The organism is Flavobacterium sp. RNTU_13, from assembly GCF_046614455.1.
GTDB lineage: Bacteria > Bacteroidota > Bacteroidia > Flavobacteriales > Flavobacteriaceae > Flavobacterium.
Window position 1 is genome coordinate 40411 of sequence record NZ_JBKJHB010000001.1, and the last position, 14608, is coordinate 55018.

Below are 14608 nucleotides of genomic sequence, written 5' to 3' on the forward strand. Positions count from 1 at the left end.
TAAAATTGAAGCGTGTATTGATTGCATTTTTGTTTAAAATGGCTTGGCAAACCCCTATCTTTGCACCGAATTTTAACACGCATAACTAAAGATGAGCAAGGCGATTAGCGGTTTTAGTAAACTAACCAAAGAGCAAAAGATAGCATGGCTGGCAGATAATTATTTTCAAAACCCTGACGAAGCAACTTCCCTGCTTAAGCAGTATTGGAATGATGATGCCCCACTGCAAAAACTGCACGATGAGTTTATAGAAAATACTATAACCAACTTTTATCTGCCGCTGGGCATAGCGCCAAGCTTTACCATAAACGGTAAAGACTACACCATACCCATGGCCATTGAAGAAAGCTCTGTAATTGCGGCAGCCAGCAAGGCAGCAAAATTCTGGTCTACACGCGGCGGTTTTAAAGCAACTATACTAAACACCGAAAAAATAGGCCAGGTACACTTTAAATATGAAGGCGATGCGCAAAAACTTACTGCGTTTTTTGAAACCGTAAAACCAAAATTGTTTAGCGACACCGAAGACATAACTAAAAACATGCAAAAGCGTGGCGGCGGTATACTGGATATAATCCTGCGCGATAAAACAGCTCTGATTGACGGCTACTACCAGCTGCACGCTACCTTTGAAACCGTAGACAGCATGGGCGCTAATTTTATTAACTCGTGCCTGGAACAATTTAGTAAAACACTAAGACAGGAGGCGCTAACCTACGCCCCGTTTACCGAAGAAGAAAAGCACATACAGGTTATAATGAGCATACTGAGCAACTACGTACCTAACTGCGTAGTACGTGCCGAGGTAAGCTGCCCTGTGGAAGACCTTAACGAAGATAAAAACATTAAGCCGGAGGAATTTGCACAAAAATTTGTTACCGCAATTAATATAGCCGAAGTAGAGCCTTTTAGGGCGGTAACGCACAACAAAGGTATAATGAACGGCATTGACGCTGTGGTTGTAGCCACAGGAAACGATTTTAGGGCAGTAGAAGCTGGTGTGCATGCGTATGCAGCTAAAGACGGCCAGTATACCAGCCTGAGCCATGCCAAAATAGAGAATGGCATTTTTACGTTTTGGCTGGATGTTCCTTTAGCGCTTGGTACCGTGGGCGGACTTACTACCCTGCATCCGCTGGTTAAATTCTGCCTGGAAATGCTGGGTAACCCGTCTGCTAAGGAGTTAATGCAAATTGTAGCAGTAGCCGGCCTGGCACAAAACTTTGGTGCGGTACGTTCGCTTACCACAACAGGGATTCAGCAGGGGCACATGAAAATGCACCTTATGAACATACTTAACCAACTGGGCGCTAACGATAACGAAAAGAAAGCAACGATAAAACACTTCGAAAAACATACGGTATCTCACGCTGCGGTTGCTGAACTTCTTGAAGAACTACGTAAAACTGACCCTACCACCATTGAATAAGACTTTACATGCCAACGGAAAACTGCTCATTATAGGTGAGTATACCGTTCTTGACGGTTCTGACGCGTTTGCCCTGCCCAGCAGGTTTGGGCAGTCTATGGAAGTGTGCCCTAATGAATCTGCTACAGTGAACTGGAAAAGCCTGGATGCCGACGGATCAGAATGGTTAACCGCATCTATTCCGCTTGCAGATATTTATTCCGACCGACATGCTGCTGCTACAACCGAAACAGCAATGCTGGTAAAGGTACTGCACCAGGCGCATACCGCCAATCCTGAGGTATTAACTTCAGGATTTGATGTAATTACAAAGCTTACCTTCCCAAGGCTTTGGGGACTGGGAACCTCCTCTACCCTTATTAGCCTGGTGGCCGACTGGTTTAGCATTGACCCATACCTCTTACTTGCAAAAACCTTTGGTGGCAGTGGCTACGACATAGCCTGTGCGCAACAAACAGCACCCCTGCTCTTTAACCTGAAACAAGGAATACCAGATGTAGATACTGTAGCTTTTAATCCTGTTTTTAAGGAGAAGTTGTATTTTGTATACCTTAACCAAAAACAAAACAGCCGCGAAGCCATAGCTGCCTACAGGGAAAAGGTGTTTGACAAAGAAACGCTGATACAGCAAGTAGATAAGTTGGTAGCAGAAACATACCATGCGCAGGATTTAGGCGCTTTTTCATCTGCTTTGGAGAAACACGAAGCCCTGCTCAGTGGTATATTAGGCATAGCCCCTGTGCAGGAACGAATGTTCCCGGACTTTAAGGGAGTAATTAAAAGCCTGGGCGCTTGGGGCGGCGACTTTGTTTTAGCCGTGTCTGAGGACAACCCTGTGGCTTATTTTAAAGAGAAAGGTTACAACACCATAATACCGTATACCGAAATGGTATATTAACACAAAAGCTCCCGTTATGGGAGCTTTTGTGTTAATGTTGAGAGATATTACTATTCGTTCTTTCTCGGTGCCTCCTTATTTACGTCTGTTTTACGAAGCATAAAATACCCGCCTACTGGGTGCTTACCTACGCAGTTACAATTACCATAGGTGTCTGATTTTTCAAATACAAGCTTACCCCTATTGTCTTTATACCATTTGTCTATGGCTTCTTTTAATGCAGAGCGTTTCTTTTTATCCTTTAAACCCTTGTGGTAAAACTTCCATCGGTCACTGTACGATTCGTATTTTACGCCTGCCAGTCCCTCAACCGGAAGCTCGTGTATAATTTCTACAAGTGCCATTAGGGCTACATCGCCTAAACGATAGTACCCTTTCCCGGAAGGAAGTTTAGCCTGAGTGGGTTCCTGGCTTTCTATTAGCGCTATAAGATATGGCACCCCTTTTTGCCTTAACTCTACTACCTGCCAAAACAAATGGTCGCCACAACCTGAGTTGTATTTAAATTTGCCAGTAGGATCTGGCGTTATACTGTCTTTTCCGCAAACAGGGACGTCAAAAACATACTGTAAATTCCTCACGGTCTTTGCAGCCGGGTCTTCCGTTTGTATAGCGGGCTGCTGTGCCTGCAACAACACAGGAAGCAAAAGCAGGATAAAAGCAACAAGTTTTTTCATGATGTGTAGAAAATGTCCTTTGGTTTGCCCAAAGGTACAAAAGCAGCCACATTTTTTTTACAAAATAAAAAAAAGGGCCGAAGCCCTTTACTAAAAAAAATCAGGAAACTAAAATATATAAAAAATCTTAAAATCGGTTATCACCATCCAGCAGGTTACCTAAACCTCCCAGAATACTGCCTTCATCGCGCTGGCTGCCGCCCCCTTGAGGAGCCGAGGCATAAATACGACCGGCAAGCCTGCTAAACGGAAGCGACTGTATGTACACTACTCCAGGCCCTTGCAGGGTAGCGTAAAACAGGCCTTCGCCCCCAAATATAGTGTTTTTTATTCCCCCTATAAATTCTATGTCATAATTAACACTGGGAGAAAACCCTACTATACAACCGGTATCTACCTTAAGCACCTCTCCGGCGGCAAGTTCTTTACGTGCCAGTGTACCACCGGCGTGTACAAATGCCAGCCCATCTCCCTCAAGTTTTTCCATGATAAAACCTTCGCCGCCAAAAAGGCCACGGCCCAGTTTACGCGAAAATTCTATCCCTACAGATACACCTTTTGCAGCGCATAAAAAGGCATCTTTCTGGCAAATAAACTTGCCTCCATATTGCCTTAAGTCTATAGGCACAATTTTACCGGGATAAGGAGATGCAAAACTTACCTTTCTTTTACCGTGCCATTGATTTAAAAACACGGTCATAAATAAGCTTTCCCCGGTAAGCAAACGCTTCCCTGCGCTAAACAACTTACCCATAAAACCTTCGTTCTGGTTAGAGCCGTCGCCAAAAATGGTTTGCATTTGTATACCGCTATCCATCATCATAAAGCTGCCTGCCTCTGCTACCACGGCTTCCTGCGGATCCAGCTCTATTTCTACATATTGCATTTCTTCACCGTAGATATGATAATCTATTTCGTGTGCTGTCATTTTGTGTTTTCGTTTTTTGATGTTGATTACACATTAGACAACAAGTAAAAAAAATGTTACACGTTGTACGATGTTTTATTTTGTTAAACTTTAGTAACCCAACAACGAACATTAAAATTACTCACCGGACAAATAGTACCACATTCCTTGTATCGCTACAAATGTAGACAGCTCATTATGCACGTGTGCCGTTAGCCTGTCATCCATATAGTAGGCTTTAAATGCTACTTTATCGTCTTTGGCATAAAGCACCTCAAGCTTTACCCAGGTACAGGCGTTTGCCCATTCTTGTATATGTTTTTTAGAGGTATACTTTCGTTCTTGCGGTGCAGTTGTATTATAAATATAATCTATGTTTTTAAGCACATACGCCGTATAACGGGACCTCATTAATTCCTCAGGGGTTTTAGGCAATAAAGTGCGACTTATAAAAGGCTGGCAGCACTTTTCCAAATCCATACCCGACCCGCATACACATTTCTTCTCCATAACACATTCAGTTTTAAGCAAAAGTAATATTCAGAAATTAATTACGAAAAAATGTATGGTACAACTGTAACAAATGCTTTTAAAAAACGTCTATTAATACGAGTTCAGTCATCAAAATCAAAAAAAGAAGAGAAATGGCTCCGGCCAAAATGGATTTGAAAAGATTTTACCCCTGCATAAATGTATGCTGGGGTTTTCTTTTTATATAAATATGGATGCGATAAAGCAATGATATTAAAAACTAAAAGCCGGCAGGATTCGACCTGTGTACGTGCGGCTAAAAATTAGCGAAATTTTTATTGGGCGGAAAACGCCACACCTACATCCATACCGGCTTTGAGGATATAATATGCTAAACCGTCACTGCTTTTTTTAACTCCACTTAAAAAAATAAGATCCTTGGTTTAAACGAATTTTTGTGCTGTAAAAATTCTGTGCATTTCCCGTTATATCCGGTACAAATGTGATAATAATACATAAACTGTCAACGGTAGAAAATACCTGTTTTTACCTTTAAAGTAAAATTACAATATATTTAAAATACTACTGAATCAGGGGTAAATCTTCTATTTTTATAACATTGTTCTGTATGGCATATATAACAAGCCCGGCAATGTTTTTTGCACCTGTTTTTGCAAAAAGATTGTTTTTATGGCCTTCGGCGGTACGCTGGGTTATATATAGCTCATCTCCTATTTCTTTTGCCGTTTTTTGCAGGCATATAAGCCTTAGCACCTCTATTTCCCTATCGGAAAGCAAATCCTCCTGCTGACATACAGGGCGCGGCGCTTTGCCCGAAATCTGCTCACGCAACGCATCAAGTTGCTCGTCTTTAAAGTAGTAGCCCTGGCGTTGTACAGTGCGTATAATATCGGTAAGTTCTATAGGCGAAACACCTTTAGGCAAAAAAGCAGCTACACCTGTTTTAAGCATAAAACCCGTAAATGCGCGTTGATAGTGCGATGATATAACGATAGTACGCACCGTAGGAAAGTCTGACTTAAGGCGCTCTGCTACGGCTATGCCATCCATACCGTTCATGCGAAGGTCCAGCAAAATGATATTGGGAACGGTTCCGGTATCTGCTAACTTCTGAAATAACTCCTCACCACTTGTGGCTGTAAAGTTTACCTCTATATCTGGGCAGGTTTGCAAATAGTTTTCCAGAAGGCTTACTATAAGTGCATCGTCATCGGTAATTACAACAGAAATTTTTTCCATAAAAGGGATAGATTGGTAAAGCACAAAATTAACAATTTTAAAATCGGAATTTTATGATATTTCCACACAATTTACCCTACACAGCTTTCGCAGCAAGAATAAAGCGCGTGCCTTTACCCGGCTTTGAGGCTACACGGCACCTGCCACCCAAATATTGAGCGCGCATTTCTAAGCTGCTTAAACCCACACCTTGTTTAAGCCCCGCACTGTCAAAACCTACACCTGTGTCTTTAACAGACAAAGCATAAAAATTAGGCGTATGCCTCCAGGTAACTTCAATCTTGTCTGCTTTTGCGTGTTTAATGGCATTAGTAACTACTTCCTGGAGCATACGCACCAATTGTAATTTTGCCTGTGAATTCAAATCCTCAAACGAACGCACATCGGATACAAATTGTATGTTGAATTTATTTTTCCATGGCTCAAGTACTCCGTCTATTAAATCAGAAACAGCCGAAAACTCTAACATTGGCGGCATAAGATCGTGAGATATGCGGCGGGCTTCTGCAATACTTTCACCAAGCATTACTTCTATGTCCTGAGGGGTTTTAGCTAACTGCGCCTTCATGCGTATAACCGACAGCTTACCTATAAGGCCATCATGGAGATCAGATGCTATACGGTTACGCTCTTTTTCCTGTGCCAGCAAGCCTGCTTCAAGTAGTTTCTTTTGATGTTCTACTTCCAGCCTGGCTTGCCTTAAATTCGCTTCTGTCATTCGTTTATAACCCGTATGCATTATTTTGATAACAACCAGCACTATAGTAAATACTACCAGTATTACAATTGCTATCCATAGTGCCACAACATTAGGGTCTTGCCACTTCTCCATTACATTTGTTGATTTCGCCTGAGCAAATGTATAAAAATACACTTGCTTTACCACCAAAAACCTGCAATAGCTAAGCCAAGCTAAGACGTGACAGCTTTTTTCCTAAGTGCTTCCTTTAATATTACACTTAAAAGAAACAGGTAAAAAGCTTCAATACAAAAAACATTCAGTGTCCAGAATACAAACTTCACCCCAGTACTTTCATTTACAAGGAAATTAAACGGCAGGTAAACCAATAAGTTTATGGTAAAGTATAACATCACGACATTGTTAAACCAAAAGTGCTTTACTTTTGTAGCGGTAAATGCATTCATTTTTTCGTACAGGAAATGTAATGCCAGTATAATTATAAAGGCATCACTTACTATTTTTGAATAAGGCTGAAACTCTTTAACAGAAACCTGCTTGTAGATAAAATTGTAGAATAACTCAAAACAGATATAAGCCGCGCTTAATATAGAGAGCAGTAAAAATAATTTGGTCTTTTTCTCTAGTAAACATCTAGCATATAAAACAGAAAAGAAAACAACATCTGTTAAAGCATCCAGTAAAACAAATATATGATTCCTTCCATTTAAGACCTTAGCAAGATAAACGCCAAAGAATTCCATCCCTGCCATGAGAATCAGATAAACCGATAGCATTCTATAGAAAGGTACAGGCTTCTTCCACGCAACCAAACCTAATAATGCAATACCTAAAAGAGAATACCTATATGCCTCTACAATTACCTGAGCTACTTCCTTAATATTATCCATTTAAAAAATTAAAGCGAAAGCAAATAGAAATCAGTTGTTAAAGCAGAGGGGCCATAGGGAGGCACTACACTGGCAGCATCATCATACAGCACCAAATCATCATCCTGATTTGTTACAATAAGATCGGCTCTGTCTAAATTGTACGTTTTATCAGAAAGCAGCCCCATGGTTACTAACGTTTCTTTCAATTCAAAATCACCTACCTCTAAAATAAATGCCTGAAACATACCTACAGGAGACTTAGCCTGCGTAGGAATCCAGCTTTTGTAGTTTTCTTTCCATCTATCAATTCGAGCCTTAGCCACTGTATCAGGTATTTGATTTGAGCCAAGGTTAAAGTATACTTTACATGGTGTAGTATACTTATACAAAACATCTTTATATTCTTCCTTATCGTAATCTGCAGGTATTACAAAAAAATATAACTCATTTTTATAAATACCCGGATATAAATGTAAAAGTTCGCATTTCTGAGAATACTCATCAAGTGTATACGAAAAACAATTACCTCCCTGCTGAAATGCAGAAACCATGGCGTCAGCCGCTTTAGGGTCTTTAGATAAAACAAGGGAATTCCACTTATTGATACTGGATATGATTTCGGGATTTGTCATTTTGATAAGTTTTAAGAATTTTAACAAGTAAAAATATTCGGATAAATATAAGTATTTTACATAAAACAAAAACTAACAATTATATTATAAAAAAAACAAAGACGCAAACATCTAAAAAACAACACCCTAGGACTTTTCTTCAAAAAAACATAAAATTTATTCCATATTATGCTTGTTTAATTAAATATCCGTTGTATATTTGCACTCGAAACATCGCGGGATAGAGCAGTAGGCAGCTCGTCGGGCTCATAACCCGAAGGTCACAGGTTCGAGTCCTGTTCCCGCTACTAACACAAACCCATCAGTAAAACTGGTGGGTTTTTTGTTTGCTGTTACTTTGTTAACCCTTGTAAACGTGGGAACTAACGAGAAAATTGGATTAACTTTTTAATGAAGTATAAATGCAATGAAAGGAGTGGGGATGTTCGGTAGAAGGAATTTTAAGAACCAGAAGTTTTAACCAAAACAGTAACAGAACTGATATAATCATTTTAAGCATTCTGAAAAATGAATGAAACTAGACGTAGAAAACTAAACTTAAAGAAGAAAAAAGGTAATACAAACCAATACTAATCATACGATATTACTTATCGTTAGCCGACTTTAATTTACAAAACCGACTGCGAACAACAGATATGATACTAAATAAAATTTAGGTTACAAATGGCACAAATTATTAAACTGATATTTATCACAACAACAATTCTATTTTCAAGTTGTAATTCATCTGCACAACAAAAAGACAATTATTCCGAAAAAATTGACAGTTTATTAAAAATTAAACATCCGAGAGAGTTTAATGGAGTGGTTTACATCCAACAAAATGGAAAAACTAAATATGCAAAAGCATACGGTTTAGCAGATTTCGATATAAACACACAACTTAAAGTTGGCGACAAGTTTTCTACAATGTCTATAGCTAAGCAGTTTACCGCAGCACTAATTTTGCAAGAAGTTGAAAAAGGAACAATTGATTTGCGAACACCAATCCGAAAATATTTACCCGATTTTAAATACTCTTGGGCAGACACCGTAACAGTTCATCAGTTGCTAAATAATACTTCGGGTTTGGATAGCGAAAACATAAGTAAGCAGTTGAAATTTAAGCCTGGGACAGCATTTAGTTATTCAAATGCCGGGTATTATGTAGCTGGATTGGTTTTGGAAAAACAAAGCGGTAAAAATTTCGAAACTTTGGTAACTGAATTATTCAAAAAATGTACAATGAATAACAGCTATTATCCTAATAAAAAAAATAGTCAGCTTTTGGTAAAAGGTCACACCATAAAAAAGGACGGAACTTTTAAACTTAACGAAAAATTAGATTTTGAGACCGATAATTATTTCGGAAGCCATCTCATTGTTACTGCGCCCGATTTGGCAAAATGGAACGAATGTTTACATAACGGAAAAGTTCTAAAACCGGCAACATATAAATTGATGACCAATTATGTAATAACAGACCAACATCAGGTTTTTAGTGAAAACCCTATTGGCTACGGCTATGGTTTACGAATAAATGACAAAGCAGATATTTTTGAAGTTGGACATACCGGGTTTCATCCAGGCGAAGGTTTTACTACAGTAAATTTATATTATCCAAAAACTAAAACAAGTGTTGTGGTTATGGAAAATACAGGTAATGAAAACTTTGATATTGCTTATTATTTCGAGCAGGAAATTAGAAAAATAGTTAAAGAAAGTAAACTCCTGAAATAGATTTATTTGTAATAACTACGATTTTACTTTATACTTTGAATTTGGGTTTTTGCGTTGGTTTTAGAGTGGCCTATCTTCAATAGTTATATAAATCCGATATTCATCATCTTATATCTACCATCAGTATTCAGCACCTCCGTGCGTAAGCCCCCGTTGCAGACGCAGTTCGTGCTGCTCAAAGAAGGGTAAAACAAGGTCATTTAAGGTGTCAGCTGACACCAGTGCATTTTTCCGGTTATAAAGCTTCGCGAAGGCTTTGACTAGGTATTATAAATATTTGCTGATAGATCTTCTGCTTCAACAGTCACTATTACCTTTATAGCAGCATTGTAAAACTTCACTATTTTGAAATAAAAATGGATTATTTGATTAAACTTTTCCATCTTTACTATTACTAAAACAGCGCCATCAACAATACTAATGATTTTTTCATTTAAGCATCTATATCTCCCCTCAGCCATTAGCAATATTGAAACAAAAAAACCTGTCCAATAACTATGAACAGGTTTTACATTTCGAACAAACGACTATAATTTCATATAATCGCTGTAATAAATAAATCATTACCTACCTAACAATTTATCTTTCCAGGTCTTTGGTTTTTTAACTTCAGGACCATAACCGTAACCATAGCCATAACCATAGCCATAGCCATAACCGTAGCCATAGCCATAACCGTATCCTTCCGTACCACCAGTATCGTTAAGCAAAATAGCCATATTAGGCAATTTACGCTCTGCGTACAAGGCACTTGGAACACTAAGCATACGTTTATCTAAATAATTAGCCCTTACCACGTAAACAAAACAATCCGCGTATTTAGATATAATTTGGGTATCAGACACTAAACTTACAGGAGCAGTATCTACTATAATATAGTCATAATCACGCTTAAGATTTTCAAACATTTCTTCTACTTTTTTACCCATTAAAAGCTCTGCAGGGTTTGGCGGTATTATCCCGGGAGGTAAAACATAGAAGTTATCAAACCCTTCCTGCTTAATTATAAAGTCATTAACATTATTATCCTTAGAAGACAGATAATTGGTAAGACCTTTACTTGGCACATTTATATACTCATCAAGCTTAGGATTACGTATATCCATAGCTACCAACAACACCCTTTTACTTGTAAGTGCTAGTGTTGCTGCTAAGTTAACCGATATAAACGTTTTACCTTCTTTCGGCACTGTAGAAGTTACAAAAATAAGCTTAGCCTCATCTTCTTTATCCTTATTACTAAGGATAAATTCAAGATTTGTTCTTATTATCCTTAGCGACTCTGCTGTACTTGAACGGCTGTGCTGACTCATAAGCTCTTTGTTAAACTCAGAACGCGGTACATCACCAAGGAACGGCATACCTAACTTAGTAATCTGTTGACGACCTCTTACTTTACTATCCAGCATTATCCTAACAAAGATAACACCGGCAGGAAGAAACAAACCTAAAAGTAATGAACCGAAATATACTGCACTTCTGTTTGGATATACAGGACCTGAATTAGCAACTGCCTGATCTATCACTTTTGCATTATCTGCAGTAACAGCCATTGTAATTGCATTCTCCTCTTTTTTCTGTAACAGATATAAAAAAAGTTGCTCTTTTACTTTTTGTTGCCTATCAACTTCTCGAAAACCTCTTTCTTTGCGAGACACATCAAGAATCTGTCCATTAAAATCTCCTTTTATGCTTAACAAATCGCGCTGCTTGATCCTAGCTGTTTCGTACAAATTATTAAGATTCGTTTGAATTGATAGACCCGCTTGTCTTATCTGCTGCTCTAAACGTTTAATCTCTGGATTCTCTGGCGATGTATAGGCTAAGAGTTTTTGCCTTAAAAGTACAAGATTATTGTAACTATCAATCAATTCAGGAGATGCGTTTTCAGGAATTATATTAGAGGGAATTAAATCATTAACGGAGGATTTTTTGAGATGGTTCTTCATAGCTTTAATAATGCTCATTTCTACCCCGGCAGAAAAAACGTTCTGATCATTAGAACCTGAAGCACTCAACAAAGACTCAGTATCAAAAGGCAAATCTGTTACTCTGTTATTTCGTTTGTAGCGTTCAACCATATCCTCAACATCTACTAATTCCTTTCTTATAGAATCAAGTCTCTTACGAATAAATACATCCGTATTTTTTGCAACCTGATTCTTATCATTCTTAGCATCCTGATTATAGGTTGCAATGAGCGCATTTATATAGTCAACGCCTTTTTCTTTTACTGGATTAATAACTGAAAGAATTAGAACACTGCTGGAATTTTGATCAACAGGAGCAACTTTAAAGTTGGAGCGAAAAGCGCCGGTTACAGCAGCAATATTAGACTGCTTTACCATTAAAATCTCACCACCAGGTTTATTACCCAGCAGCGTATCCCTGATTACCATAGTACCAAAACCATTTTTAAAAGTTGAACCAAACCTGTACTTACCAGTCGGTTTTTTACTACTATCATAAAGTTCAAAAGTGCTCTTAGACAAAATCTTTACATAAAATAAGGTATCACGTTCATAAAAATCTTTGTTCTTTACAATATAATCAACCACGAATGGTGCGCTTTTATAAAGCTCAACGGTACGCACTTGGCCTTCAGAATAATAAGATATATTATAACCAAGTTTCTGAACAGTTTTTCTGGCAAGTGTACGCGCTTTAAGAACTTCTATTTCATTATCAAGATTACTTTTCACTTTCGCAATAGCACCCAAATCGTTAAAAGCAGACAACTCTGAGCCAATATCTCCTTTTTTGTCATCCTTTATCATAATTGTTGCTGACGCACTGTATAAAGGAGTGCTATATCGTAAATAAAGAAAGGCACCTGTAACCGATAGTAAAACGAACAGAACAAACCATTTCCAATGGTAAAGATAAGGGGCTAAGATTTCACCGATATTGAGGGTTGACGCTTCTTCAGACACCGATTTGTTTTCTATGCTCATTGTTTAGTTTTTTATTAGTAAAGTAGTAATAGCTAACAGCACCGACAAACTCGACACTATTAAACCAAAATTGCTCCCTGTAAGCGACGTAGCAGCCTTAGACTTGTTCGGCTTTATGTAAATTAGATCATTTTGCTGCAGGTAATAATACGGTGAATTTATGAAGTCTGCCTTTGTTATATCTAAATAGTGATATGACTTTACACCATTGTCTTCCCTAACTAACAGAATTTCTTCTCTAACCCCATAAATAGTTAAATCACCCGCTTTTGCAATAGCCTGAGGTAAAGTAAATCTTTCAGATGCTACCTCAAATTCTCCAGGTGTAAGTACTTCTCCTAAAACCGTTACTTTAAAGTTTACTAAACGAACAGAAATAACCGGGTTATTTATATAAACCTTAATTTTATCTGACAACATTTTAATCAATTCGACCTTAGACATACCTACGACAGAAAGTTCGCCCAAAACAGGAAATATTATTTTACCATCTTCGCTCACCTGATATGTTGGAGAAACGGCCGAATCAGAACTCTGCGCATTACTTCCGTTTAAACTCTTGGCACCTCCTGCGTCTGCCGCGGTAACAGCAGAATAAGACCTGTTGAATGGCCTTGCTGCTTCCTGAGCGAGATAGTCAGCTGAAGAAACAGTAATGGCAAGCACATCATCTGCCTTAATTTTAATTTCATAACCACGCTTGGATTTACCAACAATGGTATCATTAGGATTTAGCCCCTGAAAATAGATAATCTTTTTACTTGTATTGCAAGAAAAAAGAGCAAAAGCTAGAAAAAATAACAGGCAGATTTTTTTTACCATTTGTTAATTTATTATCAATTAATTTATAAAATTAAGCTTTATGAATGGTTTTTCGCAAACCAGCCCAAGCGCAAATATAATTTTTTTGACGCAGATAAAAAGGAGGTAACCTAAAAATAACGTATCTTATAAGTTATCTCATGTCCAGAGCCTCGTAAATAGAATTTGCACTTACAAACTCAGGCACAATAGCTTTTATCTTTGTTACCGTAAGCATATTGTTGTACAGCAAAGCAATCTGCTTCAATTCATCAAGCTGTCGTGTGTAAGGTATAAATCCTACTGTATCTTCTACACCTATAACAATATTCTCATTATGAGTAGGTAAAGTACGAGACGACTGTGATATTAGTTCTTCAAACAACTTCTCCCCCGCCCTTAAACCGGTATAGCGTATTTGTATATCTTCTTCGGGCTCCATACCCGCCATTTTAATCATTTTGTAAACAAGATCTGTAATCTTAACCTGTTTACCCATATCAAAAACAAAAATTTCTCCGCCCTTGCCCATAGCACCCGCTTCTAAAACCAACAAACATGCTTCTTTAATGGTCATAAAAAAACGCGTAATATCTGGGTGGGTTACTGTAACAGGGCCTCCTTCAGCAATTTGGCGTTCAAAAACAGGAACCACAGACCCATTAGACCCCAGCACGTTGCCAAAACGGGTTATAATAAACCTTGTATCGGTTTCACCATTGTTACCCTGGTTATGTTGCAAAGATGTTATAAAACGCTCAGCGATTAACTTTGTAGCCCCCATAACATTTGCAGGATTAACTGCCTTATCAGTAGAGATCATAACAAAAGTACCCACATTATGCCTGGCCGCTGCGGTGGCAACTATACGTGTACCTTCAATATTTGTAAGAACAGCCTGCGTGGGGTTGTCTTCCATCATTTGCACATGCTTGTATGCTGCCGCATGATATACCACATCTGGCTTATAAGTGGCAAATAAATGCTCTACAGCCGCCTCGTCTGTAATGTCTGACAAGGCAATACAAAACTTAGCTCCAGATGAAAGTGCCGCCATTTCTAAACTCAGCAAATACAAGGGCGTTTCTGCCTGGTCTGCCAGTATAATTAAAGACGGTACAAAATTAAAAAGTTGCCTGGCAATTTCACTACCTATAGATCCTGCAGCACCCGTTATAAGAACTGTTTTTTTGCTTACTTGCGAAAAAATAGAGGTTTTATCGAGCACAATAGGCTTGCGCTCCAGCAAATCTTCCAGTTGGTAGTTGATTCCTTTCATCTTTAAATG

13 protein-coding genes and 1 tRNA gene are annotated in these 14608 nt (G+C 38.4%); 4 read left to right on the forward strand and 10 right to left on the reverse strand.

The annotated features are described in order from the left end of the window. The first annotated feature begins 91 nt into the window (after positions 1-91). Positions 92-1429, forward strand: coding sequence for a hydroxymethylglutaryl-CoA reductase, degradative (locus ACLI08_RS00145; protein WP_411426426.1), 1338 nt, complete (start codon positions 92-94; stop codon positions 1427-1429). Next, entirely contained in the window at positions 1422-2327 is a 906-nt protein-coding gene (locus ACLI08_RS00150) for a GYDIA family GHMP kinase (protein ID WP_411426427.1), read from the forward strand. The genes ACLI08_RS00145 and ACLI08_RS00150 overlap by 8 nt, the downstream gene beginning before the upstream one ends. A 50-nt stretch (positions 2328-2377) precedes the next feature. Here the strand turns inward: ACLI08_RS00150 and ACLI08_RS00155 are convergent, their stop codons facing one another. From ACLI08_RS00155 to ACLI08_RS00185, 7 genes are all read right to left on the reverse strand, one after another. Beyond that, positions 2378-3004: a hypothetical protein gene (locus ACLI08_RS00155; RefSeq protein ID WP_411426428.1), complete on the reverse strand. Its 627-nt coding sequence runs from the start codon at positions 3002-3004 to the stop codon at positions 2378-2380. A 127-nt stretch (positions 3005-3131) separates the two neighbouring features. Continuing rightward, positions 3132-3932 (reverse strand): TIGR00266 family protein, encoded by an 801-nt coding sequence (locus ACLI08_RS00160; RefSeq protein ID WP_411426429.1) that lies wholly within the window; start codon positions 3930-3932, stop codon positions 3132-3134. Between the two features lie 117 nt (positions 3933-4049). Beyond that, positions 4050-4421, reverse strand: a complete 372-nt coding sequence (locus tag ACLI08_RS00165; RefSeq protein ID WP_411426430.1) for a YchJ family protein — start codon at positions 4419-4421, stop codon at positions 4050-4052. Positions 4422-4964: 543 nt separating this feature from the next. Next, positions 4965-5642, reverse strand: coding sequence for a response regulator (locus ACLI08_RS00170; protein ID WP_411426431.1), 678 nt, complete (start codon positions 5640-5642; stop codon positions 4965-4967). Positions 5643-5718: 76 nt separating this feature from the next. After that, the gene (locus ACLI08_RS00175; protein WP_411426432.1) at positions 5719-6474 is read right to left on the reverse strand and encodes a sensor histidine kinase; all 756 of its coding nucleotides are present in this window, start codon (positions 6472-6474) and stop codon (positions 5719-5721) included. Between the two features lie 80 nt (positions 6475-6554). After that, the gene (locus ACLI08_RS00180; protein ID WP_411426433.1) at positions 6555-7232 is read right to left on the reverse strand and encodes a hypothetical protein; all 678 of its coding nucleotides are present in this window, start codon (positions 7230-7232) and stop codon (positions 6555-6557) included. An 8-nt stretch (positions 7233-7240) separates the two neighbouring features. Then, positions 7241-7846 carry a hypothetical protein gene (locus tag ACLI08_RS00185; RefSeq protein WP_411426434.1) on the reverse strand — a complete coding sequence of 202 codons (606 nt, stop codon included), beginning with the start codon at positions 7844-7846 and terminating at the stop codon, positions 7241-7243. A 214-nt stretch (positions 7847-8060) separates the two neighbouring features. Between ACLI08_RS00185 and ACLI08_RS00190 the strand changes: the two genes are divergently transcribed. Next, positions 8061-8133: transfer RNA gene (locus ACLI08_RS00190), tRNA-Met, on the forward strand. A 376-nt stretch (positions 8134-8509) separates the two neighbouring features. Continuing rightward, positions 8510-9565, forward strand: coding sequence for a serine hydrolase domain-containing protein (locus ACLI08_RS00195; RefSeq protein ID WP_411426435.1), 1056 nt, complete (start codon positions 8510-8512; stop codon positions 9563-9565). 563 nt (positions 9566-10128) lie between these two features. Here ACLI08_RS00195 and ACLI08_RS00200 read toward each other — a convergent pair. From ACLI08_RS00200 to ACLI08_RS00210, 3 genes are all read right to left on the reverse strand, one after another. After that, a complete protein-coding gene (locus tag ACLI08_RS00200; RefSeq protein ID WP_411426436.1) occupies positions 10129-12519 on the reverse strand; it encodes a GumC family protein in 2391 nt (796 codons plus the stop codon). A gap of 3 nt (positions 12520-12522) precedes the next feature. Next, positions 12523-13341: a polysaccharide biosynthesis/export family protein gene (locus ACLI08_RS00205; RefSeq protein WP_411426437.1), complete on the reverse strand. Its 819-nt coding sequence runs from the start codon at positions 13339-13341 to the stop codon at positions 12523-12525. 133 nt (positions 13342-13474) lie between these two features. After that, positions 13475-14599, reverse strand: a complete 1125-nt coding sequence (locus ACLI08_RS00210; RefSeq protein WP_411426438.1) for a UDP-N-acetylglucosamine 4,6-dehydratase family protein — start codon at positions 14597-14599, stop codon at positions 13475-13477. Positions 14600-14608: the final 9 nt, after the last annotated feature.